Raw genomic sequence first — 26,837 nt, forward strand, 5'->3', positions numbered from 1 at the left:
TGTATAAGAGACAGCCCGCCACGCGGCCGCGCCGACCCCCGGCGGACTGTCGGTCCCGACCCCGTAAGATCGACCACATGGCTTCGACGACCGCGCGCGGGCGAGCGAAGCGGCAGAGGCGCCAGAAGACCGACGCCGAAGGCCGCATGTCGCTCGGGCAGCACCTCATCGAGCTGCGCAACCGGCTCTTCCGCGCAGTCGTGGCGATCGTCGTCGGTGCGATCGGCGGCTGGTTCCTCACCCCGTGGGTGCTCGACTCGCTGCGGGCACCGGTGACCGAGCTCGCCAAGGTCGGCGGACACACGGCCGAGCTGAACTTCCCGATGATCACCGGGGCGTTCGACCTCAAGCTGCAGATCGCGATCACCATCGGCATCGTCATCGCCAGCCCCGTCTGGCTCTACCAGATCTGGGCGTTCATCGTGCCCGCGCTCGTCCGGCGTGAGCGGCAGTACGTCTGGGGCTTCCTCGGCACCGCGATCCCGCTGTTCTTCGCCGGGTGCTACTTCGGGTGGTACATCCTGCCGCACGTGGTCGGCATCCTCGGCAGCTTCGTGTCGAGCCAGGACACCTCGATCGTCGATGCGAAGGCGTACTACGACTTCGTCATCAAGCTCATCGTCGCGGTGGGCATCGCCTTCGTCCTGCCGGTCTTCCTCGTGCTGCTGAACTTCGTCGGGGTGCTGTCGGCGTCCGCGATCATCAAGAGCTGGCGCGTCGCGATCCTCTGCATCCTGGTCTTCTGCGCCATCGTGACCCCGAGCGCCGACGTCATCTCGATGTTCCTGCTCGCCGTCCCGATGGTGGTTCTCTACATCACGGCCTGCTTCATCGCGTGGCTCCACGACCGCCGTGTGGCCAAGCGCCAGGCGAAGCTCGACGAGGAGTACGGCCTGTGAGCGGCACGAGTGCGGCCGAGCGGTTCGCCGCGGCCAAGGTGCGCAACCGGTCGCGAAACCTCGAGCTCTTCCGGACGGACCTGCGGTTCGACCTCGACCCGTTCCAGTTCGCCGCATGCGACTCGCTCGACCAGGGCCGTAGCGTCCTGGTCGCGGCCCCGACCGGCGCCGGCAAGACCATCGTGGCCGAGTTCGCCATCTGGCTCGCCATGCGCCAGCCGACGGCGAAGGTCTTCTACACGACGCCGATGAAGGCGCTCAGCAACCAGAAGTACGCCGAGCTCGTCGACGTCTACGGCGAGTCCGAGGTCGGGCTGCTCACCGGTGACACGAACGTGAACCCCCGCGCTCGCGTCGTCGTGATGACGACCGAGGTGCTCCGGAACATGATCTACGCCGACTCGGACCTGCTCGACGACCTCGCATGGGTGGTCCTCGACGAGGTGCACTACCTCGCCGACCGGTTCCGCGGTGCCGTGTGGGAAGAGGTCATCCTGCACCTGCCGACCGAGGTCCGCCTGGTCTCGCTCAGCGCGACGGTGTCCAATGCCGAGGAGTTCGGCGACTGGCTGCAGACCGTCCGCGGCGACACGGACGTCATCGTCTCCGAAGACCGCCCGGTGCCGCTCGAGCAGCACGTCCTGGTCGGTTCGAAGATGGTCGACCTGTTCGACTCGAGCGGTGCCGCGGCGACGAACCGCGTGAACCCGGAACTGCTCCGCATGGTCGGCGGCGGTTCCCGGAGCGAGCGGAACGGTGGCGGCCACCGCGGTCGGCGCGGTCGTGGTGGCTACCCCGAGCGTCGCGGGCCCCGCACCGAGAAGGTGCACCGCGAACAGATCGCGCACATGCTCGACGAGCGGATGCTCCTGCCCGCGATCTTCTTCGTGTTCAGCCGCAACGGCTGCGACCAGGGCGTCCGCAACGTCCTGCGCTCGGGCCTGTCCCTGACGACGGTGCAGGAGCGCAACGAGATCCGCGAGACGGCGGAGTACCACTGCCGCACCCTGCTCGACGAAGACCTGGCCGTCCTCGGCTACTGGGAGTGGCTCGAAGGGCTCGAGCGCGGGGTCGCGGCGCACCACGCCGGCCTGCTCCCCGCCTTCAAGGAGGTCGTCGAGAACCTCTTCCAGCGCAAGCTCCTCAAGGTCGTCTTCGCCACCGAGACCCTGGCACTCGGCGTGAACATGCCGGCGCGCACCGTCGTGCTCGAGAAGCTCGAGAAGTTCAACGGCGAAGCCCGTGTGCCGATCACCCCGGGGGAGTACACGCAGCTCACCGGTCGTGCCGGTCGTCGTGGCATCGACGTCGAGGGGCACTCGGTCATCCAGTGGACCGACGGGCTCGACCCGCAGGCCGTCGCGTCGCTGGCCAGCCGTCGCACGTACCCGCTCAACTCGTCGTTCAAGCCGACCTACAACATGGCCGTCAACCTGATCGACCAGTTCGGTCGGCAGCGCACGCGCGAGGTCCTCGAGACGTCGTTCGCCCAGTTCCAGGCCGACCGGTCGGTGGTCGACCTCGCCCGCAAGGTCCGCTCGCAGCAGGAGTCCCTCGACGGCTACCGCGAGGCGATGCAGTGCCACCTCGGCGACTTCACCGAGTACTCGGCGCTCCGTCGTGAGCTCTCCGACCTCGAGCGCACGAACGTGCCCGGCGGTCGCGAGGCGTCGCACGGCGCCCGCCAGGAACGCCAGGCCGCGATCACGGCGGTCCGCCGCCAGCTGCAGCGCCACCCCTGCCACGCCTGCCCGGAACGCGAGGCGCACGCCCGCTGGTCCGAGCGCTGGTGGAAGCTCAAGCGCGCCAACGACAAGCTCGTCCAGCAGATCCGGTCCCGCACGGGCGCCGTCGCGACGACGTTCGACCGCGTCACCGAGGTCCTGCTCGAGCTCGGCTACCTGGTGGGCGCCGGCAACGGCGAAGCCACGGTGGCCGCGGGTGGCCGTCGCCTGCAGCGCATCTACGGTGACCGCGACCTGCTCGTCGCCGAGTGCCTCGAGGCGGGGGTCTGGAAGGACCTCACCCCGGCACAGCTCGCCGCCATGGCCGCGACGATCATCTACCAGCCCCGCCGTGAGGACGCTCCCGGCACGGAGCACGCCCTGCCCCGCGGTGCGTTCCGCCCCGCGCTCGACGAGACACTGACCATCTGGTCGCGCCTCGACGACATCGAGCGTGCGGCGCGTCTGGCCGGTTCGCAGCCGCCGACCCCGGCGATGGCGGTCGGCATGTTCCGCTGGGCCTCGGGCTCGGCTCTCGACGACGTGCTCCGCACCCTCGACCTGCCGGCCGGCGACTTCGTGCGCTGGTCGAAGCAGGTCATCGACCTGCTCGACCAGATCCGGAACGCCGGCGACGACGAGCTCGCCCAGACCGCCCGACGGGCGACGGACGCGGTTCGCCGCGGCATCGTCGCCTACGCGGCGGTCTGACTGGAGGCACGGTGCGGGTTCCGGAGACCAGTGTGCGCGGGCTGCCCGCGCGCGTCGGCCGCGGGGCGGTCGCGACCGGCCCGTTCGCCGCGTTGCCGCTCGGCACCGCGCTGCCGTTGGCCGTCATCGGCGGGATCCTCTTCGCCCTCGCGTTCCCGTCGCCCGGGTGGTGGTTCCTCGCCTACCCGGCACTCGCCTGCATGCTGCTCGCGGTGATGGGACAGCGGGCGCGGCGCGCGGCGTGGATCGGCTACCTCGCCGGCGCGGCGTTCTGGATCCCGGCCATCTCGTGGGCCGGTCGGTACCTGGGCCCGGTCCCGTGGTTCGCACTCGCCCTGCTCGAAGCCGCGTTCTTCGCACTCGGCAGCGTCGCCATCGCCCTGGCGTACCGCTGGGTCGCACGCGTGGTGCCCTCGACCGCCGGACGCGTGTGGGGCCTCCCGGCCGTCGTCGCCGCACTCTGGACCGGACGCGAGTGGTTCTCGGGGAGTTGGCCGTACGGTGGTTTCGCCTGGGGGCGCGTCGGCCTGTCGCAGTCGCAGGGGCCGTTCGCGCACCTGGCCGCGTACGTCGGTGTCCTCGGCCTGACGTTCGTCGTCGTGTACTGCGTCGCGGTCGTGGTGTCGCTCGCGCTCGTGGCACCCCGTGTGCCGGGCGTCACGCTCCGGCTGCCCGTCCGGGTGGCCACGGCGGGTCTGCTGGTCGCGGCGGTCCTGGCCGTGCCGGCGTGGCCGACGGCGACGAGCGGCACGATCCGGGTCGAGGCGGTGCAGGGCAACGGTCCTGCGGGGTACTTCGACCGTGCGGAGCCCGGCGACGTCCTGGCGGCGCAGGTCGCGGCGACGGACGTGGATGCGAAGGGTGTCGACCTCATTGTGTGGCCCGAGGCCGGCGCGGAGTACGACCCGCGTCAGCAGCCGGTCATCGCGTCCGCCCTCGACTCGGTCGTGGGGTCGCTCGACGCCCCGATCGTGGCGGGTGCCATCACGCAGACCCCGTCGGGGGTGCTGCACAACACGTCGTTCGTGTGGACCGCCGACGGCTGGCAGTCGTCCTACGACAAGAAGCGCCCGGTGCCGTTCGGTGAGTACGTGCCCGACCGCTGGTTCTTCTCCAAGCTCGCGCCGTCCCTGATCGGACTGCTGCAGCGCGACTACACGCCGGGGACGAAGCCGAACGTCCTGTCGGTCGCGGGGATCCGTGCCGGTATCTCGATCTGCTTCGACATCGTCGACGACGGGCTGACCGCCGACATGGTGCGCGGGGGAGCGCAGGTGATCCTCGCGCAGACGAACAACGCCGACTTCTCGGGCACCGACGAGAACCTGCAGCAGCTCGAGATCGCACGGATGCGGGCCATCGAGACCGGTCGGTCGCTCGTGAACATCTCGACCGTCGGAGCGTCGCAGGTCATCGACCCGAGCGGCCGCACGATCGACCGCGTGCCGGAGTACACCGCGACCTCGATGGTGACCGATGTGCCGCTCGGCACGTCCACCACCCCCGCGTCGATCCTGTCCGGCTCGATCACGCTCCTGCTCTCCCTCGGCGGACTCCTCGTGCTCCTCGCCTGCGCTCCCTGGGGTCGTCGAACCCGCTCCTGATCCGACTCGCCGCGCCCAGCCACTGGGAACGGACTGTGAATGCGCCGGTACGGGATTGATGGGGCGTGGGACAGTGTTGTGGAGGGCAGACGAGCGAGAGGAGCACACACATGGCTGATCGGAGTCTCCGCGGCATGCGGCTCGGGAGTCAGAGTCTCCAGAGTGAAGAGGGCGTCGAACTCTCGGATCGCAAGCGTGCGGTCTACCAGACGGATTCGGGTGAGACGTTCGACATCGTCTTCTCCGCTGACGCGGACGTCCCCCAGACGTGGTCCGAGCCCCGCTCCGGCCGTGAGGGCCGGCTGCTCGGTGACGACGGGATCCCCGTCGAGGTCGCCGAAGAGGACGTGAAGGCGCCCCGCACCCACTGGGACATGCTGCTCGAGCGCCGCTCGCGCGAGGAACTCGAGGAGCTCCTCGAAGAGCGCCTGCAGGTCCTCCGCGCACGACGCGGCGCCTGACCCCACCGAACACACGACGACGCCCGCCCCGGTTCCCCGGGGCGGGCGTCGTCGTTCGTCCGTGCCGGAGCGTCAGCGCCGACCGGAGCCGTCGCTGGTCCGGTGACCGGAGGCGTCGTCGCCCGGCGTGGGCGGAATTTCCTCGACCTGCTCGGCGGTGGCATCGTCGGCGGCCGCCAGGTGTGCGTCGACACTGCGGTTCGACTCGGCCAGGCGTGCGTCGAGGTCGGACTCGGGGACGATGTCCGCGGCGGTGGCATCCGCGCGCGGCATCGTGGTGTCCGCGGCTGCGGTGTTCGCCAGGCTCTCGTTCGCGAGCTTCGAGATCCGGGACAGGAAGTCCGTCCCGCCGGCAGCGCCGCCGACCGGACCGGCACCACCGCCACCGCGGCTGGCACTGAAGCCCTTCGCGATGCCGGACAGGGCCTCGGTGAACTCGCTCGGGATCATCCAGAGCTTGTTCGACGTTCCCTCGGCGATCTTCGGCAGAGTCTGCAGGTACTGGTAGGAGAGCAGCTTCTCGTCCGGGTCACCGGTGTGGATGGCCTCGAACACCGTCGCGATGGCCTGGGCTTCACCCTCGGCACGGAGAACCTGCGCCTTGGCGTCACCCTCGGCGGCCAGGATCGCGGCCTGCCGCTGTCCCTCGGCCTCGAGGATCTGGGACTGCTTGGTGCCCTCGGCCTGCAGGATCGCGGCACGACGGCTGCGCTCGGCACGGAGCTGCTGTTCCATGGCGTCCTGGATGGACACGGGCGGCTCGATCGCCTTGAGCTCGACTCGGCCGACACGGATGCCCCACTTGCCCGTCGCCTCGTCGAGGACGACGCGGAGCTGGCCGTTGATGTTGTCGCGGCTGGTCAGTGCCTCTTCGAGGTTCAGGCCACCGACGACGTTGCGGAGCGTGGTGGTGGTGAGCTGCTCGACGGCGCCGAGGTAGTTCGCGATCTCGTACGTCGCGGCACGGGCGTCGGTCACCTGGAAGTAGACGACGGTGTCGATCGAGACCACCAGGTTGTCCTCGGTGATCACGGGCTGCGGCGGGAACGAGACGACCTGCTCACGCATGTCGAGCAGCGGCCGCAGGCGGTCGATGAACGGCACCAGGAGATTCAGGCCCGGGTTGAGGGTCTTGTGGTACTTGCCGAGTCGCTCGACGATCCCCGCGGTGGCCTGGGGAACGATCCGGATCGCCTTCGCCAGGACGACGATCACGAAGATGACGACGACGAGGATGAGCACGAGCAGTGCGATCGTCCCCGGGGAGATGCTGGTCACGAGGTGGCCCTTTCTGCGAGGCGCACGACCGCGGTCGACCCCTCGATCGACTCGACGACCACGGGGGTCCCGAGTGGCGGTGTGCGGTCGACGGAGTCCGCGGCGAACCGCGCACTCCAGGTCTCGCCGTTGGCCAGGCGCACCTGACCAGGACTGGAGGAGGTGAAGGCGACCGCGACCGTGCCGGGGAGCCCGATGAGCCCCTCGACGTTGGTGCGGTGCGGGTCGGCACCGCGGCCGAGCGCCACGAGCAGGCGCGGGCGGACGAGCGACAGCAGCACGAGGGCGGCGACCGCGGCGACGATGGCGGACAGCCACCACGGGGCGCCGAGCAACGCGGCGATCAACCCGCCGGCGGCACCCGCCGCGAGCATGATGAAGATGAAGTCGAGGGTGAAGATCTCGACCACGCCCAGGAGCAACACCAGGCCGATCCAGACGGTGCTCTGGATCCAATCGATTCCGTTCACGCGATCTCCCTCCCTCGGTCGCGCGCGGCGGCTCGCTGCGTCGCGACAGCCGGTACAACTCCGTTCAACATATCAGGGCCGTCCGACGGCCGTGCAGGCGATTGGTAGGCTCGGTGCGCCCGACCGGCCGGAACCAGACCTGGAGAACACGACTGTGAGCAACCCCCTCGCCCCCGGATCCCTCACCGACAAGCGCGCCGTCGTCACCGGTTCGTCCCGTGGCATCGGCGCCGACACCGTCGGGTACCTCGCCGAGGCCGGTGCGAAGGTCGTCGTGAACTACCGCAACAAGGCCAAGCGCGCGGAGCAGATCGCCGAGAAGATCGTCGAGGCGGGCGGTTCCGCCCTGGCCGTCGGCGCCGACCTCACCGAGCACGCCTCCGTGCAGGCGCTCGTCGACACCGTCGTCCAGGAGTGGGGCGGCATCGACCTGCTCGTGCTCAACGCCTCCGGCGGCATGGAGTCCGGCGTCGGTGAGGACTACGCGCTCCGCCTGAACCGCGACGCGCAGGTCGACATGCTGCAGACCGCCGTGCCGCACATGCCCGCCGGGTCCCGCGTGGTGTTCGTCACGAGCCACCAGGCCCACTTCGTCGAGACCGCCGAGACGATGGACGAGTACGTCCCGGTCGCCAAGAGCAAGCGCGCCGGAGAACTCGCCCTCCGTGAGCTCATCCCGCAGCTCGAGGCCGCCGGCATCGAGTTCGTCGTCGTCTCCGGCGACATGATCGAGGGCACGATCACCGCGACGCTGCTGAACCGCCTGAACCCCGGCGCGATCGAGGGTCGTCGGCAGGAGGTCGGCAAGCTCTACAGCGTGTCCGAGTTCGCGGCCGAGATCGCCCTGGCCGCCGTCGAGCCGATCCCCGCCGACCACACCAAGCTGGTCGGCGACGTCAGCGGCTTCGTCGGCTAACGTCGGGCGGGTGACCGCCAAGCCCGGCCTGCGCCGCACCTCCCGCATCCTGCTGCTCGACCCCGAGGGCCGCGTGTTCCTGATGGACACGAAGTCGCCCTCGTCGGACGGTGCCCACCGCTGGATCACGCCGGGTGGCGGGGTCGACCCGGGGGAGTCCCACCGCGACGCCGCGATCCGCGAGCTGCGCGAGGAGACCGGGATCGTCATCGACGAACCCGGCGAGCCGGTGTGGTCCTGGGACTTCACCGTCGAGTGGGACCTCGCCGACCACGACTGCGGGCACGCCGAGTTCTACGTCGTCCGCACGCCGGGCTTCGAGCTGTCCGACGCCGAGTGGACCGACGACGAGCGCGTCGACATCCTCGCCTCGCGGTGGTGGACCGCCGACGAACTCGACGCGACCGACGAGGAGTTCGAACCCGCCGAGCTGCCGGACCTGGTGCGCCGTCACGGTGCCTGAGCACCGCACCACGGCCTGAGGGCCGAGCCAGGACCGGACGGGAGGCCCGTGGCGGCCCCGCCACGGGCCTCCCGTCGGTACGCTGACCCGCATGCACACCGATCCGGTCGACGACGACCCCACCGGCGCCGACGCGCACCCTGCCGACCGGCACGACCGGATCCGGGTGCGCGGTGCCCGCGCGAACAACCTGCGCGACGTCGACGTGGACCTGCCGAAGCGGCGGCTGACGGTGTTCACCGGGGTCTCCGGCTCGGGCAAGAGCTCACTCGTGTTCGGCACCGTCGCCGCCGAGTCGCAGCGGATGATCAACGAGACCTACAGCGCGTTCGTGCAGGGGTTCATGCCCTCGCTCGCGCGTCCGGACGTCGACCTGCTCGACGGCCTGACCACCGCGATCGTCGTCGACCAGGAGCGCATCGGTGCCGACCCGCGCTCCACCGTCGGCACCGCGACGGACGCGAACGCGATGCTGCGCGTGCTGTTCAGCCGACTCGGTCGACCGCACATCGGGGGACCGAACGCGTTCTCGTTCAACCTCGCCACCGTGACGGCCGGGGGAGCGATCACGGTGCAGAAGGGTGCGGACGCGAAGGCCCAGAAGGTCTCGTTCACCCGGCTCGGCGGCATGTGCGCCGACTGCGAGGGTCGGGGGCTGGTCAACGACATCGACCTGACGCAGCTGTTCGACGACACGAAGTCGCTCGGGGACGGCGCGCTCACGATCCCCGGGTACGGGACCGACGGGTGGAACGTGCGGCTGTACGCCGAGTCGGGCTACTTCGACCGGGACACCCCGATCCGTGACTTCACCGAGCAGGAGCGGCAGGACTTCCTGTACCGCGAGCCGACGAAGCAGAAGATCGCCGGCATCAACATGACCTACGAGGGGCTCGTACACCGGGTCCGGCGCTCGTTCCTGCAGAAGGACCGCGAGGCGATGCAGCCGCACATCCGGGCCTTCGTCGACCGTGCGGTGACCTTCACGACGTGTCCGGCCTGCGACGGCACCAGGTTGAACGACACCGCCCGCTCGTCCAAGATCGCGGGCCGCAGCATCGCCGACGTCTGCGCGATGCAGGTCACCGATGCCGTCACCTGGCTGCGGGGGCTCGACGACCCCGGGGCCGGGCCGTTGCTCGAAGGGCTCCGCGACCTGCTCGAGTCCTTCGTCGAGATCGGACTCGGGTACCTGTCGCTCGACCGCCCCACCGGCACGTTGTCCGGGGGAGAGGGCCAGCGCGTGAAGATGGTGAAGCACCTCGGCTCCTCGCTCAGCGACGTCACCTACGTCTTCGACGAGCCGAGCACGGGGCTGCACCCGCACGACATCGAGCGGATGAACGAACTGCTCGTCCGGTTGCGCGACAAGGGCAACACCGTCCTCGTCGTCGAGCACAAGCCCGAGGTCATCGCGATCGCCGACCACGTCGTCGACCTCGGGCCCGGTGCCGGATCCGGCGGTGGGACGCTCTGCTACCAGGGGCCCGTCGACGGGCTGCGTGCCAGCGGGACCGTGACCGGTCGGCACCTGGACGACCGCGTCACCGTGAAGTCCGCGGTGCGTCGTCCGGACGGGGCGATCGCGATCCGCGGCGCGTCGGCCCACAACCTGCACGACGTCGACGTGGACGTCCCCACGGGGGTGCTCACCGTCGTCACGGGGGTCGCCGGCTCGGGCAAGAGCACGCTCATCCACGGCTCGCTGGCCCGGCGCGACGACGTGGTCGCCATCGACCAGAGCGGGATCCGTGGCTCGCGGCGGAGCAACCCGGCGACGTACACCGGCCTGCTCGAGCCGATCCGGAAGGCCTTCGCGAAGGCCAACGGCGTGAAGCCCGCACTGTTCAGCGCCAACTCCGAGGGCGCCTGCCCGGCGTGCAACGGTGCCGGTGTCGTGTACACCGACCTCGGCATGATGGCGGGCGTCGCGAGCCCCTGCGTCGAGTGCGACGGCAAGCGGTTCGACCAGTCCGTGCTCGGGTACCACCTGGGCGGGAAGGACATCAGCGAGGTGCTCGGCATGTCCGTCGCCGACGCGCTGGCGTTCTTCGCGGCGGGGGAGTCCGCACTGCCGGCGGCCCACACGATCCTCGCCCGGCTCGCCGACGTGGGGCTCGGGTACCTGACGATCGGGCAGCCGCTCACCACGTTGTCCGGGGGAGAGCGGCAGCGGCTCAAGCTCGCGACGCACCTCGGCGACCGCGGCGGCGTCGTGGTGCTCGACGAGCCGACCACCGGCCTGCACCTGGCCGACGTCGACCAGTTGCTCGGCCTGCTCGACCGGCTCGTCGACGCCGGTCGGACGGTCGTCGTGATCGAGCACCACCAGGCCGTGATGGCGCACGCCGACTGGATCATCGACCTCGGACCGGGTGCCGGCCACGACGGCGGGCGGATCGTGTTCGAGGGGACGCCCGCCGAGCTCGTGGCGGCACGGTCGACGCTGACCGGGCAGCACCTGGCGGCGTACGTCGGAGCCTGAGCCGAGGGACAGGGTCCGCGGGTGAACCTGGGCACCAGCCGTGTGCGAGGACTACCGTTCTGACTGACGCTCACGATCGGCTACCCGGCTTGGATCGGCGTCCTGACCAGAAGGAGCTCCACCATGTCCAACCCCGGCAACGCACCCGCGCAGTCGAACACCTTCGCCGTCGTCTCCCTGGTGCTCGGCATCGTCGGGACCGTCGGTGGCATCTTCCTCGCCATCATCGGTGTGGTCGCGGGCATCGTCGGTCTGGTGCTCGGCATCCTCGCGCGGAAGCGCGGTGGCAGCCGGGGGATGATCCTCGCGGGCATCATCCTGTCGATCGTCGCGATCGTCGTCGGGATCATCGGCTACATCGTCACCGCGGCCTTCCTGACACAGGCGTGAGCCAGAGCCCGCCTGGCGGGCCTGCATCGTGAGCAGCAATGGTCGAGTCCTGCGGATGGACTTGACCATTGCTGCTCACCAGGTGTCTCCGGCGTCGAGCTTGCAGCTGTTCAGGAACCCGGGCGTACCGTCCGGCGCATGAGCTACAGCCAGCCTGACCCAGCCGAAGAGACCACCCAGAGCGAGCCGCCGGAGCAGCCCGACACCGACCAGGACACCCTGGAGGAACAGGGCGGCGAACCGGCAGCGCTCGAGATCGACGCCGACGACGTCCCGACGAAGCCCGCCGACTGACGCCGTCGTCACCCGGTGAGCAGAAGAGGTCGAGTCCGGAGTACGGACTCGACCTCTTCTGCTCACGAAGCGATCACGCCGGACTTTTCCAGGCGCCGATAATGCATATTATGTCAACTCAACCCGTTAATATTCAACCAGATGAAAGACGTGCTACCGGCGGGATGAGAGCGTGGCTACCCTGCGGCTTTTGCTCGTATACGAGCGTCCGTTGCCCCTTGACGGTAACAAAGTCCGGTCTGTGACTCGCGGCCCCCGGGTCCAACATGCCGACCTGATCCAACTGCTTGCGCGGATCGTTCGGAAGACGCATGATTCTCGCATCCGATGAAAGGAACGAGATGGCTGTCGACGACCGCGGGCTGTTCGTGATTGACGCCCATCGGGTGCCCATGCTGCGTCCCGACGCGCAGACGTTCGAAGAGATGCTCGTCGGATGGCGAAACCAACAGCTGTCTCGGAACCTTTCGCTCACAACAGCCGATCAGCGCGAGTCGTTGATCAGGCTGTTCGTGGACCATGCGGGCAGCTACCCCTGGGACTGGACGATCGCGTCGGTGGACGAGTTCTTCGCAGACCGTCGGTCGGTTCACCACAACGTGCAGTCCACGATCCGCGGCTACCAGAACTCCTTGAAGCTGTTCTGTGACTACGTCTGCGATCCCGCTTACGGGTGGATCGACCGGTGCTTGGAACTTTTCGGGACGCATCCTGTTCGCGTGCTCACCGACTGGAATGCCGCGCGCCACGTGCAGGATGTTGAGCATGGCGGCACCAGACGTGCGTTCACACGAGGCGAGCTGCAGGCGCTCTTCGACTTCGCCGATGACGAAACGGAGCGGATCGCGCGTCTCGGACGCAAGGGCTGGATAGCAGCTTTCCGGGACGCGACGGTGTTGAAAACCGCGTACCTGTTCGGTCTTCGCCTGAACGAGGTACGCCACCTCCAGGTCGTTGACTTTACCCGGAATCCGCACGCGCCGGAGTTCAACAAGTACGGGCATCTCAACGTCCGGTTTGGCAAGGCGATGAAGGGCTCCGGGTACAAACAGCGCAACGTGCTCGCCGTACGTCCATGGGGCTCCGAGGTCCTGGCGGACTGGGTCGAGCGGAGCGTCCACTATCGGGGCGAGTCCCTCGACCTGTTCCCGACCGAACGCCGGAGCCTGGTGTCCGGGGCGACGCTGCAGGCGCGCTTCCGACGCTACCGCTCCGAGCTCGGTCTAGGAGGCGAACTCACGTTCCACTCGCTCCGCCGCTCGTACGTGAGCCATCTCATCGAGGACGGATTCGACGCCTTGTTCGTGCAGCAACAGGTGGGACACGAATACGCTTCCACCACGGCGATCTACACCGACGTCTCGAGCGACTACCGAACGTCGACGCTGCGCGCCGTGTTGGACGGCATGATTGAGGATGCCCTTCATCCGACGGCGGGAAGCTCATGAAACGCGACACTGACTACACCTGGCACCTGGCCGAGTTGATGGCGCGGAACAAGATGCACAACTCCACCGACCTCGCCCCCCATCTAGCCGAACGCGGAATCAACCTGTCCTCGGCCCAGATCTGGCGGCTCGTCAAGCAGCGCCCGGAGCGAATCTCGCTGCCGGTCCTCGCCGCAATCTGCGATGTCTTCCACTGCTCCCCCGCTGAGCTGATCACGGTCACTGCGGAGGATGCGGCCCTCGCGAAGGTTGTCAACGCCAGACCCCGGCAGGATCCCGCCAGCGACAAAGTCCGACCACGGCGCGCGCGAGTGACCCCCGATGACTGAGAAAAATCCACGTCGAGGACGCGGTCGACCGCCCGGGCCCGGAGTCGTGCTCTGCCCTCGCTGCCGCGAGATGGTGCCACGGGTCAAGTACAGCTTCCCCGAGGGCCGCATCTGCGGCCGCTGCTTCGACACTGCCACTCACACCCACGGCCTCTGCCCCGCGTGCGGAGTGGATCGGCTGCTTCCCGGCTTGAACTCGCAGGGCGCTCCGATCTGTGCGGATTGCGCCGAGATTCGGACGTCGTTTCGATGCACGGTCTGCGGGCAGGAAGGCGCGTTGAAACGCGCCGGCCAGTGCGAGACCTGCGTGAATCGCTCCGACCTGAACGCCTACCTTCGTCTCGATGCCCCCGACGCCGACCCGCGGCTAGTTCGGCTCCGTGAACGCCTACTCGGCGCGGATCGGCCGGCGAGCATCTACCAGTGGTTGCGCCTAAAGAAGCCCCGTGCACTGCTCGAAGCGCTGGGCGCCGGCACAGTGTCCATCGGTCACGATGCGCTCGATGCGCTCGCCCAGGACGCGACCGTCCGACACCTACGAGCACTGCTCGTCGATGTCGACGCACTCCCCCGTCGCGACGAACCTCTCGCGCAATTCGAGATGTGGATCCGCGAGAAGGCCGCGCTCGTGGTGGATGAATCGGCCCGCGACACGGTTGAGCGGTTCGCGAGCTGGCACCACCTCCGGCGGCTTCGGACGCAGAGCACCCGCACTGACAGTCATCGAGGCGTCCATAACGCGAAGCAAGAGATCACGGTTGCCGTCGACTTCGCCAACTGGCTCGCCGAACGCTCGACCACGCTCGCCGACTGCAGGCAGTCGGACATTGACGTCTGGCTCGTGACGGGTAACACCACCCGCTACACGATCCGTTCGTTCCTGCAGTTCACTGCGCGATCGCGAGCTACCGCACCCTTGGACGTACCCCGCCGCGCCGTCCGCGCCACCCGCCGGATGACTCAAGACGATCGCCTGGACGCAATCAGGCGTTTCCTGCAGGACGACGCGATCCGCACTGCAGACCGTGTCGCGATGCTGCTGCTGCTCGTATTCGGTCAGCCAATCGCCCGTATCGTCGAATTTCCGAAGGAAGTCATCCAGACGCAACCCGACGGGAGGCTCGTTCTCGTAGTTGCCGCGGATGCGGCGCCGATCCCAGAGCCCTTCGCCGGTCTGGTTCGAGACCATCTCGCCTCCCGAAGTAGAGACCGCACCGGGAACATCACCGGCAATCCATTCCTCTTCCCCGGGACGCGAGCCGGCTCGCACATGACGCAGAACCACCTGCACGCCGTAGTCACAGGGCTGGGGGTCAACGTGCTTGCCGCAAAGAACGGCGCACTCGACGATCTCGTCGCTGCGATGCCCGCGCCACTCGTGGCCGACACGCTCGGCTTCAGTTACACCGCAATCGGCCAGCACGAGCGATACCGCGGCTCGCAGTACGAGCGCTACGTGCACGCGCGTGGGGCGCTTCGCCGCCGCCATTAGCTCGGCCGTTAAGCGGAGATCGATGGTCGGAGCTTCTGCGCCCGACGGCCGAACGGGACCTTCCCGCCCTCGAGGTGGTGGAAGGCGAGTTTGTTGACATCGTGCCGCTCCAACAATCCGCGCGCCTCCACCTCACCCCGCTCAGCCGTGGCGCATCGTCACCAGCTGCTCCGAGTCGGCGCTGATAACCCAGCCGGCGCTGCGCGTGGTTAATACATACAGCCGAGAGCCCCCAGGTCCCGGAGCCGATCGACGAGATAGTCCTCGACACAAGGTGCGTGCAGCGCGTCCTCGGGCTGATCGTCGACTCACGTGGGTTCACGATGACGTCTTCAACCGCACCATCTGCGGTCGCACGAATACCCATCAACTTCATTTGACCCGCCGATCACCGACCTGCACAAACAGCTAGGAGCCCCATCGCCGGCACTCACGGACCGACACCCGTCCCGCCCCCGGTCAGGCGCGGTCGCGATATTCTTCTCATCCACAGTGGCAACAGTCCGCGATGCGTCTCGCCCGCTGCCGAACGTCGGCGGTCAGATCTTCGCGAGGGCGCCAGCTGTTGCGACCGCGGCGTCCCAGTCGATGTTCGCGTCCAGGGCAGGGGCATGGAACTTCACCCGCCCTCGCACCGCGGCCTCTGTCCCCGTGTAGAGCGGGTTGTCGAACCCGGCGATGAGCGCCGCGACCGCGTCCTGCAGCCCCCGGTACGCGTCGACGTCGTGCGCGTCGATGTGGGCAGCTTCGCTCCGTGTCGTCGGAATCGCTTCCTTCGGTGTCGGGACGTCGCGGGTGCGCGAGACGGCCCGCGTGACTTGGGGTTCGGGTGCATAATGGTGGTGTCTTCGGACCCGGTAGTGGGGCTTGCCGGACCCAACCTCGACAGTTGTCGACAACAGTCCCTATCTCAGCTGGTCGCGCTTCTGCGCGCCTGAGGTAGGGAGTGTCATGACAGCACCAATCGGTTCCGGACCGGTCGTCGTCGGCGTCCTGCCCGGCCTCGCTCCGGGGGTCATCGAGGTTGCGTCGTCTATCGCGCGGCGCTTCGGTACGACGCTGGTGTGCGTCAGCGTGGATGCATCGCTCTTCGATGCCGGTACGCGCTCGGACGGGTCGGTGATGGTGGAACCGATCGACCCTGACACCGCTGACACGACACCGCAGGGCTTGTCGGACAGTGACAAGGCGGCAGTACGTGCTGCCGCAACGACCTACGGCGTCGACGTCACGTTCGTCCCGGGTGTCGGGGATCCGAGCCGGGCACTGTCGCAGGTGGCCGAAGACCGCGACGCGGCGATGCTGGTCGTCGGGGCCAGGACGGGAGCGGGTCGAATCGCGGAGTTCTTCACGGGGTCGGTCGCGGTACGGCTGACCCATCAGCAGCACCGTTCAGTGCTCGTAGTGCCCGTTGATCCGGTCGGGTTCGATGCCCCACTGCCGTGGGACACCCCGTGACCGGCCAGCTTGTTCTGCTCCGCCACGGACAGAGCACTGCGAACGCTGCCGGTACCTTCACCGGCTTGCGAGACGTCGCGCTGACCGAACAGGGCAGCGCCGAAGCGAATCGGGCTGGGTTGCTACTTCTGCATGCCGGCATCCGACCGGACCTCGTGCTCACGTCGACGCTCGAGCGGGCGCTCCACACGGCGGAGCTCGTCACCGACGTCCTCGGACGTGATGCGCCGATCGAGTCGACGTGGCGGTTGAACGAGCGGAACTACGGCGCCCTCACCGGCATGTCCAAGCAGAATGCGCAAGCGGCGTTGGGGGCGGAGCAGTTCTTCGCTGTTCGTCGGACCCGCACGGGACGGCCACCACGCATGTCGATCCGCGCGTGGCTGGCGCTCCGGCGGACGCCGGCGCTTTGTGGACTGCCGTGGGCGGCACTTCGTCGAACCGAAACACTCTCCGACGTCATCCGCCGGGTCCAACCCGTCCTGTCGCACAGCATCACCCCGGCACTCCGCGACGGGCAGACAGTGCTCGTCGTCGCGCACGGCAACTCACTGCGGGCACTGTGTGCCTGCATGGACGGCCTAACTGACGGTGAGCTCGCGGACCTGAACCTCCCCACGGGCGAACCCCTGATCTACCGGTTCGACGGCGACGGTGGGTTCTGTCCGCGGGGTGGGGAGTACCTGCATCCGGCAGCACGAGCAGCAGCGGCAGCGGTCGCTGCGGAAGGTGGAACATGACCTCCCGAACGGACACGCACCTGCCCGATGGGCAGCTCCCGCCCGACCCAGACATCGACGCCAACGACCCGGAACGTATCGACCGGCCAGTGCATCTGCGGTGGCGGTACCTCGGTGTCGTCGCACTCGGCGGCGCCATCGGTACCGCCGCACGCGACGGACTCAGCACCGCGTTCCCCGCTCAGCAGGAGGTGTCCTGGGCGATCTTCTGGATCAACATCGCCGGCGCGCTCCTGCTCGGTGTGCTGCTGGAACACCTCGCGCATCGCGGACCTGACGAGGGTCGCCGCCGGACACTGCGCCTGCTTCTGGGAACCGGTGTCCTCGGCGGGTTCACCACCTACAGCACCCTCGCGACCAGCACCGCGGTGTTATTCCTCGACGGCCGCGGGTTGGCCGGCACCGGGTACGCGCTCCTGACGGTCCTCGCCGGCGCGATCGCCACCGGTAGCGGCCTCGCGATCGCGGGCTTGGTCCGACCGAACGGAGCCACATCATGAGCGCCCTCGCCTTCCTCAGCGTCGCGGTCGCTGGCGGTGTCGGCGCGGCCGCACGGTTCTTCCTGGACGGTGCAATCAACCGGGGTCGGCAGTTCCGGCTCCCGGTCGGGACACTGACGATCAACATCACCGGCTCGTTCCTGCTGGGCTTGATCACCGGCGCCGCCGGTCACCTCGGCGCCACCCCCGTCGCGGTGCTCGGAACAGGGCTCATGGGTGGCTACACCACGTTCAGCACCGCCAGCTTCGAGACCGTCCACCTCGCACGCACCGGCCGCACCACCGCGGCTGCCCTGAACGGGCTCGGGATGCTCGTCGTCTCCGTCGCCGCAGCCGCCGGAGGCGTCACCCTCGGCACCCTCACTTGACCATCCGACTGGGAGACGAACAGCTCATGCACTTCGACATCACGATCGAGATCCCCCGCGGCAGCGGCAACAAGTACGAGGTCGACCACGCCACCGGACAGATCCGCCTGGACCGGGCGGTGTTCACCAGCATGGTGTTCCCGCAGGACTACGGCTCGATCGACGACACTCTCGGCGACGACGGCGACCCCCTCGACGCGCTCGTGCTGCTGCCCCGGCCCACGTTCCCCGGCGTCGTCATCGACGTCCGCCCGGTCGGAATGCTCCGCATGGTCGACGAGAACGGCGGCGATGACAAGATCCTCACCGTCCCCGCCGGAGACATCCGCTTCGACCACGTCCAGGACATCTCCGACGTCGCCGAGCCGGTCCTGGCGGAGATCGAGCACTTCTTCGCCCACTACAAGGAGATCGAGCACGGCAAGCACGTCACCACCAACGGGTGGGCGAACCGTGTCGACGCCGAAGCCATCATCCGCGCCGCACAGGAACGGTTCACCCCGCACCCCTGACCGGCACCCGCGCACCATCCAGTGCGCGCCCTGAACCGCCGCGGGGAGGCAACTGGCGCCCAGTGATCGCCAGGAGGTCGTCCCTCCGCCTCCCCGCGGCCCACACCCGCACGACCAACCCGAAAGGCGACAACCGCCATGAACGACTACATCAGCAACGTCCACCACACCACCCACCATCAGGGCGAGTACGTGACCCACACCAGCCGCCCCGTCACCATCAGCAGCCTGCACGGCTCCCGAATCCTCGACTCCCGCGGCTACCCAACGATCCAGGTGCGTCTCGAGCTCGAGGACGGCACCGTCGTCACCGGTGACGCCCCCGCAGGCGCATCCACTGGCGCGCATGAGGCTGTCGAGCTTCGCGACGGCGGCAGCAGCTACGGCGGCCGCGACGTGAGCCAGGCACTGCACCTCATCACGACGGACGTCGCACCGATGATCACCGGCCAGTCGTGGACCTCGATCGGGCAGGCCGACGCCGCCCTCGCTGCCCTCGACGGCACCCCGAACTACCGCCGGCTCGGCGCGAACAGTGTCGTCGCGACCTCGATCGCGATGGCACGCGCTCTCGCCGCCGCAGCGGAGCTGCCGCTCTGGCGTTGGATCGCAGACGTCACCGGCAGCACGCCCCGCCTGCCCGTCCCGCACTTCAACGTGCTCAACGGCGGAGCGCACGCAGCGAACGCGCTCGACTTCCAGGAGTTCATGATCGCCCCGGTGAACGCCGAGACCATGACCGACGCGGTTCGGATCGGGTCGGACGTCTACCACGCACTGGCGGCACTGGTCCGGGAACGGTTCGGCAGTCTCGGTCTCGGGGACGAAGGCGGCTTCGCCCCATCGATCGCCGCGCCCGAGGAAGCCCTCGACCTCCTCGTCGCCGCGATCAGTGCCGCTGGCTACGAGCCCGGCGTCGACACCGTCGCGATCGCACTCGACCCGGCGGCGAACGAGTTCGCGCTCGGTGACGGTAGCTACCGGGTCGTGGACCGCCGGCTCGACCGCGCAGGCATGGTCGACTACTACCGCGACCTCATCAGCCGGTATCCGATCCGGAGCATCGAAGACGGCTTCTCCGAAGACGACCACGGCGGCTGGAAGGCGATGTCGTTCGCGCTCGGCGACATGCTCCAGATCGTCGGCGATGATCTCTACGTCACCGATCCGCAGCGCATCCGCGACGGCGGGAAGGACGGGCTCTCGAACGCAGCGCTCATCAAGCCGAACCAGATCGGTACCGTCTCCCAGACCTTCGGCGCGATCGGCGTCGCACGCTCGCTCGGGATGCGGAGCATGGTGTCGCACCGGTCCGGCGAGACCACCGACACGTTCATCGCGGACCTCGTCGTCGGCACCGGAACCGGGCAGATCAAGTCCGGCGCCCCCGCCCGCGGAGAACGCGTCGCGAAGTACAACCGGCTCACCGAGATCGCGGAGAACAATCCGGAGCTGCCCTACGGGCTGCGCTGACCCCGACCGGCCACCTCGTGGGCGACGCGCAGGAAAGCAGAAGCAGCTGGCTGGGGCTCTCCCGACCAGATCGCCCGCAACGGCCGGGCAAGTGGCGGCCCAGAGAGCGGGACTCGCACCAGCGACCCGTCGTTGATGTCCGCGGCGACCGTGCGAAGGCTCATCACCGCCGGTGCAATTCCTGCCTGTGCGTTCGCCCGGATGATGCTCGTGGTCTCCAGCACCGCGGCCGGAACCGACATGCTCAAACCGGCCTCCCTGACCCATGCGGCGAGGGTCGCGCGAGTCCCGGAGCCTTCTTCCCGCATGAGCAGAGCCGTCGTCGCCAGGACCTCCGCGGTGATCCCGGTCGATCCGGCCCAGGGATGGTCCCGCGCGACGACAACCGCGAGCTCATCGTTCGCGATCACCTGCGCGGACACACCGGCCGCCGTCACCGGGGTTTCCGTGAACCCGAGGTTCGCGCCACCCGACTGCACGAGGTCCGTCACCGCGGCGGAGTTGCCCGCGATCAGACGCACCCGCACGTCTGGTTCACGGCGTCGGAATTCGAGAAGCCAGCCCGGCAGCAGCAGCTCCGCGATCGTCTGTGACGCTGCGACGACGAGCGAACCCGTCGGAGTCCGCAGCGCAGCCACTCCTGCTTCGAGGTGGCGAGACGCGTCGAGGACCGGTCCGGCCAGCCCGACGACGAGCCTGCCGGTCTCGGTCAGCACCGACCCCGTGGTCGAGCGGTGCACCAACGAATGACCGACCATGCGCTCGGCGACCCGGATCCGAGCAGACACTGCCTGTTGCGTGACGCCGAGCGCTCCAGCGGCAGCGGAGAGGGAGCCGGTCTCGGCGACGCATGCGAGCACGTCGAGTGTGTCGAGGTCGAGCGTTCGGTCCGTGAGTCGCCGTAGTGCCACAACCAACGATTGTGCCCTGCCAAGAGGTTCCCGGTACCGCCAGAGGCAGGATTCGCGCAGGCTTGGCCCATGACAACGCTCCGCACGGACCCTGCACCCGCGAACGGTAGCCAGCTGCCCCAACGGCCGCAGACGGCGTTGTTCCGTGACCTGGAGCGGCCAGGCCTGATCGTGTCGAATCTCACACCGAACTGGTTCGCGTCGATCATGGGCACGGGGATCGTCGCTGTCGCAGCTGCGTCACTCCCACTGCAGTTCCCCGGCCTGCGCATCGCGGCGACGGTCGTGTGGGCGATCGCCGCGGTGCTCCTCGTCGCCCTCACGATCGCGACGGTGCTGCACTGGATCCGCTACCGGAGCACCGCAGCCAGGCACCACCTCAACCCGGTCATCTCCCACTTCTACGGCGCACCACCGATGGCGTTCCTCACCGTCGGCGCCGGGACACTCCTGCTCGGCAAGGACTGGGTCGGCCTGCCCGCCGCCGTCACCATCGACTGGGTCCTGTGGACCATCGGCACCATCGGAGGACTGCTCACGGCAGTCCTGGTGCCGTACCTGGCGTTCACCCGCCACGAGAACACGCCCGACTCCGCGTTCGGCGGTTGGCTGATGCCGATCGTCCCGCCGATGGTGTCCGCTTCCACCGGCGCCCTGCTGCTGCCGTACGCTCCCGCCGGACAGGCGCGGGAGACGCTGCTGTGGTCCTGCTACGGCTTCTTCGGCCTCAGCCTCATCACGTCGCTGGTCGTGATCACGCTGATCTGGAACCGTCTCGCGCACCACAAGGTCGGTGCCGCCGGCATGGTCCCGACCCTGTGGATCGTGCTCGGACCCGTCGGACAGTCGATCACGGCGGTGAACCTCCTCGCATCGAACGCACCCACCGTCGTCGATGCCTCCACCGCTCACGCGCTCCTGGTCGTGGCGCTGGTGTACGGGTTCGCGATGCTCGGCTTCGCGCTGCTGTGGACCGCCATCGCCCTCGCCGTCACCGTCCGGACCGCCCGCGAACACCTGCCGTTCAGCCTGACCTGGTGGTCGTTCACGTTCCCCGTCGGCACCTGCGTCACCGGAGTCAACGGGCTCGCCCTGCACTCAGGCCTGACCGTCGTTGCCGTCCTCGCCGTCATCTACTACGCCGGCCTCGTCGCCGCATGGATCACCGTTGCCCTTCGCACCTTTCACGGATCCGTCATCCGTGGCACCCTGCTGGCACCGCCACAGCCGGCATGAGTACCCCCGAGGAACTCGCTGACGTTCGATCGCTGAACGGTCTCGCGGAGACGTGGCGGACCGCGCCCGACGGCAGCCGACGGTTCGTCCCGAGCTTCGACCCACGATCCGGCGGCAGATTCAGCCGTGTCCTGGTCCTGATGCAGTCGCCTGGCCCCCAGACCATCGCCGCAGCGCACGCAGCGATCTGCAGCGAGGACAACCCGGGCCCGACCGCGGCCGCGTTCCGAGCAGCCCGTATCGAGTCCGGACTCGCACGCGGCGAGTACGTCCGCTGGAACCTTGTCCCATGGGAACTGCCCGACCGCGTGCGACTCGAGGACATCGACGAGGGGCGGCATGCCCTCGCCACACTGCTCGCGGCCCTCCCCGCTCTCACTGCGATCGTCACGTACGGGGCCGTTGCCCTCGACGGCGTCATGCGACACTTCACCCTGGACGAGCACCCCCGACTCCTTCCGGTCATCGCAGCACCACATCCGTCTCCCGCCAACGGCCGCCACCGATCGGAACAACACCTCCGTTCCGTGCAAGCACTCCGGCTCGCCGCGCGAGCGCGGCAGACGTAACAAATACGAACGATTCCGCTACAACTATCCGTACCGGCGCTCAGTCCGGGTGCGAGGCGCCGTGTCTTGTAGCGGAACCCAGTCCCAGAATCTACGTGCCGCCACTACCCCTCCTGGTCGAGTTTCGCTACGTTCTCTTCATGGGTCACCTTCTCGGGTATGCGCGCGTGTCCACCACAGACCAGGACGCGTCGCTGCAGATCGACGCGCTCAACGCCGCTGGCTGCTACCGCGTGTTCGTCGACACCATGTCCGGGTCGCTCCAACACCGGCCCGAGCTCGACAAGCTCCTCGACCAGCTCCGCCCCGGCGACACTCTCGTCGTCTGGCGACTCGACCGGCTCGGCCGGTCCATCCGGCACCTCATCGATCAGCTGCACGCTCTCGCCGAGCGCGGCATCGGGTTCCGGTCCCTGCAGGAGACCATCGACACCACCTCGCCCGGCGGCCGGCTCGTGTTCCACGTCTTCGCCGCGTTGGCGGAGTTCGAACGGGACCTCATCAAGGAACGCACCAACGCCGGCCTCGCCGCCGCGCGAGCCCGCGGCCGCACCGGCGGCCGGCCATCTCGGCTCTCCGCAGACCAGGTGCGCACCGCACGCCGGCTCTACGAACAGCAGGACATGACCGTCGCGCAGATCGGCGACGTGCTCGGCGTTAGCCGCACCACCATCTACCGTGCACTCGCGAAGCACGCCGAGCCCGTCGCGGCGCGACGAACCAAGCCTTCCCCAACGATGTAGCTGGCTATGGACGCGAGCGAGCGGTGGGGCATCCTTCGACTGCACGTCGAGGACGCCATCCCGCTCGCCACCCTGGCCCGCACCACGGGCGTCGCTGAGCGCACCCTGCAACGCTGGTTGGCCCGCTACCGAACCGGCGGATACCCGGCTCTCGCCGACGGCACCCGCACCGATCACGGCGCCCGACGGACGGCACCGGAACTGGTGCGCCTGATTGAGGGGCTCGCACTCACCAAGCCACGACCTTCGATCGCCACGATTCACCGCCAGGTCGACAATTACTGCACCAAACGAGGTCTCTCAGCGCCGTCGTACTCCGTTGTGCGGTCGATCGTGAACGGGCTTGATCCCGGGATGGTGACGCTCGCGCTTGAGGGGCCCGCGTCATATCGGGACAAGCACGAACTGCTGCTCCGACGTCGTGCGGATCGCCCCAACGCGATCTGGCAGGCGGACCACACGATGCTCGATCTGCTCATCGTCGGACCCGACGGCAAGCCCGAACGGCCGTGGTTGACGGTGATCCTCGACGACTACTCCCGCGCGGTCTGCGGGTACATGGTGTTCCTCGGCGCCCCATCCGCCGCGAACACCGCGCTCGCGCTCCGGCAAGCGATCTGGCACAAGCCGGAACCGGACTGGCCCGTCTGCGGGATCCCAGACGTGCTCTACACAGACCACGGGTCCGACTTCACCAGCCACCGAATCGGCGACACCGCCGCCGTGCTGCACCTCCGCATCATCCACTCGCAGGTCGCTCGCCCCCAGGGCCGCGGGAAGATCGAGCGGTTCTTCGGCACCATCAACACCGAGCTGCTCCCAACGCTCCCCGGCCACCTCGCACCCGGATCCTCGGCGCCGGCGCCGACGCCGGCGCTGGATCTCGCCGGTGTCGACAGTGCCATCAACACGTTCATCCGCCGCTACAACGCCCGCATCCACCGCGAGCTCCGGAAGAGCCCACTGGAAGCGTGGATCGCAGACGGGTGGCTGCCACGAATGCCGGACTCCCTCGAGCAGCTCGACGGGTTCCTGCTCACCGTCCCGACCACGCGTGTCGTGCAACGAGACGGCATCCACTTCGAAGGGCTCCGCTACACCGCAACCACTCTCGCACCCTTCGTGGGCAGCACCGTCAGCGTCCGGTACGACCCCCGCGACGTCACCGAGATCCGTGTCTTTCACCGCGACGCGTTCCTGTGCACCGCGATCAGTACCGCGCATCAGACCGAGACCATCAGTCTCAAGCAGATCCAGGCCGCCCGGAACGCGCAACGAAGAGCCCTGCGCGGGCAGATCCGCGAACGCATCGCGATCGTCCGCCCCACACCCGATGATCACACCCCACCAGCACCCGCACCGGCACCGGATCAACCGCGACTGATGACCTACGAGGAGGACCGGTCATGACGAGCCAGTTCATCATCACGAAGGAACACCGTCGGTTCGCGGAGTTCGCCGACGCCGTCCGGAAGCAGAACACCATCGGCGTCTGCTTCGGCCCCGCTGGCGTCGGCAAGACCCTCTCCGCACGCCGCTACGCCCACTGGGACAGCATCGGCCCGTTCATCGCCAGATGGGCCGCACGCAGCGAAGACGACACGAAGATCTACGCCGCCGCCCACCGAGCCCGCACCGTCTTCTACACGCCCGAGGTCTCCGCCACGATGCGCGCCCTGCAGGACGACCTCCGGCACGACATGCTCCGCACCGAACGCTGCATCGAGGAACACCTCCTGCTCCAGGGTCGCCACTTCGACCACGCACACGGCCCCAACCCGTCCCTGCTCGAGCTGATCATCATCGACGAGTCCGAACGCCTCACCGGCAACGCGATCGAGTGGCTCCGCGACCAGTACGACCGCACCGGCATAGCGATGATCCTCATCGGCATGCCCGGCATCGAGAAGCAGTTCAGCCACTACCCGCAGCTCTACAGCCGCCTCGGTTTCGCCCACCAGTACCGTCCGCTCGGCCACGACGAGCTGCTCTTCGTCCTCGAACGTCAATGGCGCAAGCTCGGCAAGACGCTCGACCCCGACGACTTCACCGACGCGCAAGCCATCGCCGCCGTCGAACGCATCACCCGCGGCAACTTCCGGCTCCTTGAGCGCCTCCTCCCTCAGATCCAACGCGTCCTGAAGATCAACGAGCTCGACGTCATCACCAACGACGTCGTCGAGGCCGCCCGCAGCACCCTCGTCATCGGCACCACCTGACCCGACACCGATCGCAGCGAAAACGACGACACAGAGCGAGGCTGCTCACACTCTCCGCAAGTCAAAACGAGAGATGTGCCACAAACGGAGGTTTTTGATACGTACAGCAGACAGAGCTCTCCTGACCGAATGAGGGACGGCTTTTTGAACCGGCGGTTACTTCTGTCCGCGGCGTGCTCGACGCAGTTCTGCGACGATGCGAGCGCGCTCGGGATCCCTGGCCAGCGTGCGGTCGTCGATGACATCGATGACGTGCTGGATCAGTGCGACGACCTGCTTAGACAGGACGACACTGAGCACGCCACCGACGACGGCGATGACGCCAGTCAGGGCAGCGGTACCACCGGAGGCCATCAGCATGTCCACCATGTCGGTGATGGGCATGATGCCTCCTTCGGGGTTGGCCAGATGCGGCCAGAACCCACCCGGCTTCGGGTGGGGGCATGAGAGCGCCGACACGCAACAAGGTGCGGCGGCGGGCAGGAGCGTTGAGCGCTTCCCACGGATGCCTGAGTCAGATCAGGGCATGAAAAATGCCGGTCCCGAAAGGGCCGGCCGGAGACAGCGTCGTGCTGTCTTGAGCGTCAGCGTACAGAGCGGATACGACACAGGGGAGATTCCGGGCAGACGCATGCCGAGCGATCCCACAGTAGTGGAGCGACCGGGCATGAAAAAAGCCGATCCAGAGGACCGGCTGTGGGCGCGCACTATGAACGCAGGACCATCTTGGCACGACCCGCGGACATTCGGCTAGCCCTTCGCACTGGCGAGTGTCGGTGGACTCCTTCGCCGGCGGCGATGATGCCGGCGAAGGCGGCCGGCCCCGGGAGAAGCACGCCGCGTGCCGCGCTTCTCCCGGGTGCTCCGAGCGCACCTCGCGTCAGAGGACGACGGTCTCGAACTCAAGCAGCTCGGCACCGGTGGCGACCGGGTTACTGCCGCCGTGGTGCGCGCTGGCCTGCCCGGCCCGCCACGCCTGGTAGGCGTCCTCTTCTGCCCAGGTAGAGACAACGAAGTAGCGGCTCTCGCCGTTCACGGGGCGGAGCAGTTGGAAACTCTCGAACCCGGGCTGCTGTTCCACGTCGTGGTTCCGACCGACGAAGCGGGCTTCGAGGTCCGCCCCCTTGCCCTCGGGGACGGTGAT

At 68.3% G+C, this 26,837-nt stretch carries 28 protein-coding genes and 1 pseudogene; 23 read left to right on the top strand and 6 right to left on the bottom strand.

The window, feature by feature from the left end:
• Positions 1–146 precede the first annotated feature (146 nt).
• The 4 genes from tatC (at position 147) to DEJ00_RS17670 (ending at position 5,399) form a co-directional block, all read left to right on the top strand.
• The gene (gene tatC / locus DEJ00_RS17655) at positions 147–899 is read left to right on the top strand and encodes a twin-arginine translocase subunit TatC (RefSeq protein ID WP_111058269.1); all 753 of its coding nucleotides are present in this window, start codon (positions 147–149) and stop codon (positions 897–899) included.
• Complete coding sequence (locus DEJ00_RS17660; protein WP_111058255.1) at positions 896–3,334, top strand: RNA helicase; 2,439 nt, start codon at positions 896–898, stop codon at positions 3,332–3,334. Before tatC ends, DEJ00_RS17660 begins: the two co-directional genes overlap by 4 nt.
• Before the next feature lie 11 nt (positions 3,335–3,345).
• Positions 3,346–4,938: an apolipoprotein N-acyltransferase gene (lnt, locus tag DEJ00_RS17665; protein WP_258373728.1), complete on the top strand. Its 1,593-nt coding sequence runs from the start codon at positions 3,346–3,348 to the stop codon at positions 4,936–4,938.
• Between the two features lie 110 nt (positions 4,939–5,048).
• The gene (locus DEJ00_RS17670; protein WP_027465636.1) at positions 5,049–5,399 is read left to right on the top strand and encodes an RNA polymerase-binding protein RbpA; all 351 of its coding nucleotides are present in this window, start codon (positions 5,049–5,051) and stop codon (positions 5,397–5,399) included.
• 372 nt (positions 5,400–5,771) lie between these two features.
• On the opposite strand, the pseudogene DEJ00_RS17675 reads toward DEJ00_RS17670, so the two are convergent.
• Positions 5,772–6,653 (bottom strand): annotated as a pseudogene (locus DEJ00_RS17675) (SPFH domain-containing protein); the annotation flags it as partial.
• A 20-nt stretch (positions 6,654–6,673) separates the two neighbouring features.
• Positions 6,674–7,147, bottom strand: a complete 474-nt coding sequence (locus DEJ00_RS17680; protein ID WP_035808305.1) for an NfeD family protein — start codon at positions 7,145–7,147, stop codon at positions 6,674–6,676.
• Positions 7,148–7,301: 154 nt separating this feature from the next.
• Between DEJ00_RS17680 and DEJ00_RS17685 the strand changes: the two genes are divergently transcribed.
• From DEJ00_RS17685 to DEJ00_RS17715, 8 genes are all read left to right on the top strand, one after another.
• A complete protein-coding gene (locus tag DEJ00_RS17685; RefSeq protein ID WP_027465633.1) occupies positions 7,302–8,063 on the top strand; it encodes an SDR family oxidoreductase in 762 nt (253 codons plus the stop codon).
• A 10-nt stretch (positions 8,064–8,073) separates the two neighbouring features.
• Positions 8,074–8,526, top strand: a complete 453-nt coding sequence (locus tag DEJ00_RS17690; protein WP_111058258.1) for an NUDIX hydrolase — start codon at positions 8,074–8,076, stop codon at positions 8,524–8,526.
• 91 nt (positions 8,527–8,617) lie between these two features.
• Positions 8,618–11,011: an excinuclease ABC subunit UvrA gene (locus DEJ00_RS17695; RefSeq protein ID WP_111058259.1), complete on the top strand. Its 2,394-nt coding sequence runs from the start codon at positions 8,618–8,620 to the stop codon at positions 11,009–11,011.
• A 123-nt stretch (positions 11,012–11,134) separates the two neighbouring features.
• Entirely contained in the window at positions 11,135–11,401 is a 267-nt protein-coding gene (locus tag DEJ00_RS17700; RefSeq protein ID WP_111058260.1) for a DUF4190 domain-containing protein, read from the top strand.
• A gap of 138 nt (positions 11,402–11,539) precedes the next feature.
• Complete coding sequence (locus DEJ00_RS18665; RefSeq protein WP_181438370.1) at positions 11,540–11,695, top strand: hypothetical protein; 156 nt, start codon at positions 11,540–11,542, stop codon at positions 11,693–11,695.
• Between the two features lie 341 nt (positions 11,696–12,036).
• Complete coding sequence (locus DEJ00_RS17705) at positions 12,037–13,143, top strand: site-specific integrase (protein WP_111058270.1); 1,107 nt, start codon at positions 12,037–12,039, stop codon at positions 13,141–13,143.
• Entirely contained in the window at positions 13,140–13,472 is a 333-nt protein-coding gene (locus DEJ00_RS17710; RefSeq protein ID WP_111058261.1) for a helix-turn-helix transcriptional regulator, read from the top strand. Before DEJ00_RS17705 ends, DEJ00_RS17710 begins: the two co-directional genes overlap by 4 nt.
• Before the next feature lie 307 nt (positions 13,473–13,779).
• Positions 13,780–14,964, top strand: a complete 1,185-nt coding sequence (locus DEJ00_RS17715; RefSeq protein WP_146248012.1) for a recombinase XerD — start codon at positions 13,780–13,782, stop codon at positions 14,962–14,964.
• Positions 14,965–15,503: 539 nt separating this feature from the next.
• Here DEJ00_RS17715 and DEJ00_RS17720 read toward each other — a convergent pair.
• Positions 15,504–15,863, bottom strand: coding sequence for a hypothetical protein (locus tag DEJ00_RS17720; RefSeq protein WP_111058263.1), 360 nt, complete (start codon positions 15,861–15,863; stop codon positions 15,504–15,506).
• Positions 15,864–15,915: 52 nt separating this feature from the next.
• Between DEJ00_RS17720 and DEJ00_RS17725 the strand changes: the two genes are divergently transcribed.
• The 6 genes from DEJ00_RS17725 (at position 15,916) to eno (ending at position 20,015) form a co-directional block, all read left to right on the top strand.
• Positions 15,916–16,422, top strand: coding sequence for a universal stress protein (locus tag DEJ00_RS17725; RefSeq protein ID WP_060915497.1), 507 nt, complete (start codon positions 15,916–15,918; stop codon positions 16,420–16,422).
• Positions 16,407–17,162, top strand: a complete 756-nt coding sequence (locus tag DEJ00_RS17730) for a 2,3-diphosphoglycerate-dependent phosphoglycerate mutase (RefSeq protein ID WP_181440229.1) — start codon at positions 16,407–16,409, stop codon at positions 17,160–17,162. The genes DEJ00_RS17725 and DEJ00_RS17730 overlap by 16 nt, the downstream gene beginning before the upstream one ends.
• Entirely contained in the window at positions 17,159–17,662 is a 504-nt protein-coding gene (locus DEJ00_RS17735; RefSeq protein ID WP_375537598.1) for a fluoride efflux transporter FluC, read from the top strand. The genes DEJ00_RS17730 and DEJ00_RS17735 overlap by 4 nt, the downstream gene beginning before the upstream one ends.
• On the top strand, positions 17,659–18,030 hold the full coding sequence (locus tag DEJ00_RS17740; protein WP_111058265.1) for a CrcB family protein: 372 nt from the start codon (positions 17,659–17,661) through the stop codon (positions 18,028–18,030). The genes DEJ00_RS17735 and DEJ00_RS17740 overlap by 4 nt, the downstream gene beginning before the upstream one ends.
• A gap of 26 nt (positions 18,031–18,056) precedes the next feature.
• Positions 18,057–18,542 carry an inorganic diphosphatase gene (locus DEJ00_RS17745; RefSeq protein ID WP_071403818.1) on the top strand — a complete coding sequence of 162 codons (486 nt, stop codon included), beginning with the start codon at positions 18,057–18,059 and terminating at the stop codon, positions 18,540–18,542.
• Positions 18,543–18,680: 138 nt separating this feature from the next.
• Entirely contained in the window at positions 18,681–20,015 is a 1,335-nt protein-coding gene (eno, locus tag DEJ00_RS17750) for a phosphopyruvate hydratase (protein WP_111058266.1), read from the top strand.
• Here eno and DEJ00_RS17755 read toward each other — a convergent pair.
• A complete protein-coding gene (locus tag DEJ00_RS17755; protein WP_071403819.1) occupies positions 20,000–20,926 on the bottom strand; it encodes a LysR family transcriptional regulator in 927 nt (308 codons plus the stop codon). The genes eno and DEJ00_RS17755 overlap by 16 nt on opposite strands.
• Positions 20,927–20,995: 69 nt before the next feature.
• Here DEJ00_RS17755 and DEJ00_RS17760 point away from each other — a divergent pair, with 69 nt between their 5' ends.
• The 5 genes from DEJ00_RS17760 to DEJ00_RS17780 all read left to right on the top strand — a co-directional run bounded on the left by DEJ00_RS17760 (position 20,996) and on the right by DEJ00_RS17780 (position 25,693).
• On the top strand, positions 20,996–22,162 hold the full coding sequence (locus tag DEJ00_RS17760; RefSeq protein ID WP_071403820.1) for a TDT family transporter: 1,167 nt from the start codon (positions 20,996–20,998) through the stop codon (positions 22,160–22,162).
• A 140-nt stretch (positions 22,163–22,302) separates the two neighbouring features.
• Complete coding sequence (locus tag DEJ00_RS17765; protein ID WP_228506156.1) at positions 22,303–22,731, top strand: uracil-DNA glycosylase; 429 nt, start codon at positions 22,303–22,305, stop codon at positions 22,729–22,731.
• A gap of 140 nt (positions 22,732–22,871) precedes the next feature.
• Positions 22,872–23,474 (top strand): recombinase family protein, encoded by a 603-nt coding sequence (locus DEJ00_RS17770; protein ID WP_055960814.1) that lies wholly within the window; start codon positions 22,872–22,874, stop codon positions 23,472–23,474.
• A 6-nt stretch (positions 23,475–23,480) separates the two neighbouring features.
• Positions 23,481–24,884, top strand: a complete 1,404-nt coding sequence (locus DEJ00_RS17775; RefSeq protein WP_071301383.1) for a Mu transposase C-terminal domain-containing protein — start codon at positions 23,481–23,483, stop codon at positions 24,882–24,884.
• A complete protein-coding gene (locus tag DEJ00_RS17780; RefSeq protein ID WP_055960810.1) occupies positions 24,881–25,693 on the top strand; it encodes an AAA family ATPase in 813 nt (270 codons plus the stop codon). Before DEJ00_RS17775 ends, DEJ00_RS17780 begins: the two co-directional genes overlap by 4 nt.
• Before the next feature lie 156 nt (positions 25,694–25,849).
• Here DEJ00_RS17780 and DEJ00_RS17785 read toward each other — a convergent pair whose 3' ends face one another.
• Positions 25,850–26,077 (bottom strand): hypothetical protein, encoded by a 228-nt coding sequence (locus DEJ00_RS17785; protein ID WP_111058267.1) that lies wholly within the window; start codon positions 26,075–26,077, stop codon positions 25,850–25,852.
• Positions 26,078–26,573: 496 nt separating this feature from the next.
• Positions 26,574–26,837: antibiotic biosynthesis monooxygenase (locus tag DEJ00_RS17790; protein ID WP_111058268.1), on the bottom strand; the 264-nt coding region annotated here is incomplete at its 5' end.

The organism is Curtobacterium sp. MCLR17_039 (assembly GCF_003234745.1).
GTDB lineage: Bacteria > Actinomycetota > Actinomycetes > Actinomycetales > Microbacteriaceae > Curtobacterium > Curtobacterium flaccumfaciens.

Bases quoted from the DNA above. Each gene is read 5' to 3' on its own strand.
- eno (WP_111058266.1), top strand. From the start codon at position 18,681: ATGAACGACTACATCAGCAACGTCCACCACACCACCCACCATCAGGGC.
- DEJ00_RS17765 (WP_228506156.1), top strand. From the start codon at position 22,303: ATGCAGTCGCCTGGCCCCCAGACCATCGCCGCAGCGCACGCAGCGATC.
- DEJ00_RS17705 (WP_111058270.1), top strand. From the start codon at position 12,037: ATGGCTGTCGACGACCGCGGGCTGTTCGTGATTGACGCCCATCGGGTG.
- DEJ00_RS17735 (WP_375537598.1), top strand. From the start codon at position 17,159: ATGACCTCCCGAACGGACACGCACCTGCCCGATGGGCAGCTCCCGCCC.
- DEJ00_RS17770 (WP_055960814.1), top strand. From the start codon at position 22,872: ATGGGTCACCTTCTCGGGTATGCGCGCGTGTCCACCACAGACCAGGAC.
- DEJ00_RS17775 (WP_071301383.1), top strand. From the start codon at position 23,481: ATGGACGCGAGCGAGCGGTGGGGCATCCTTCGACTGCACGTCGAGGAC.
- DEJ00_RS17725 (WP_060915497.1), top strand. From the start codon at position 15,916: ATGACAGCACCAATCGGTTCCGGACCGGTCGTCGTCGGCGTCCTGCCC.
- DEJ00_RS17780 (WP_055960810.1), top strand. From the start codon at position 24,881: ATGACGAGCCAGTTCATCATCACGAAGGAACACCGTCGGTTCGCGGAG.
- DEJ00_RS17695 (WP_111058259.1), top strand. From the start codon at position 8,618: ATGCACACCGATCCGGTCGACGACGACCCCACCGGCGCCGACGCGCAC.
- DEJ00_RS17785 (WP_111058267.1), bottom strand. From the start codon at position 26,077: ATGCCCATCACCGACATGGTGGACATGCTGATGGCCTCCGGTGGTACC.
- DEJ00_RS17670 (WP_027465636.1), top strand. From the start codon at position 5,049: ATGGCTGATCGGAGTCTCCGCGGCATGCGGCTCGGGAGTCAGAGTCTC.
- tatC (WP_111058269.1), top strand. From the start codon at position 147: ATGTCGCTCGGGCAGCACCTCATCGAGCTGCGCAACCGGCTCTTCCGC.
- DEJ00_RS17710 (WP_111058261.1), top strand. From the start codon at position 13,140: ATGAAACGCGACACTGACTACACCTGGCACCTGGCCGAGTTGATGGCG.
- DEJ00_RS17745 (WP_071403818.1), top strand. From the start codon at position 18,057: ATGCACTTCGACATCACGATCGAGATCCCCCGCGGCAGCGGCAACAAG.
- DEJ00_RS17700 (WP_111058260.1), top strand. From the start codon at position 11,135: ATGTCCAACCCCGGCAACGCACCCGCGCAGTCGAACACCTTCGCCGTC.
- DEJ00_RS17760 (WP_071403820.1), top strand. From the start codon at position 20,996: ATGACAACGCTCCGCACGGACCCTGCACCCGCGAACGGTAGCCAGCTG.
- DEJ00_RS17740 (WP_111058265.1), top strand. From the start codon at position 17,659: ATGAGCGCCCTCGCCTTCCTCAGCGTCGCGGTCGCTGGCGGTGTCGGC.
- DEJ00_RS18665 (WP_181438370.1), top strand. From the start codon at position 11,540: ATGAGCTACAGCCAGCCTGACCCAGCCGAAGAGACCACCCAGAGCGAG.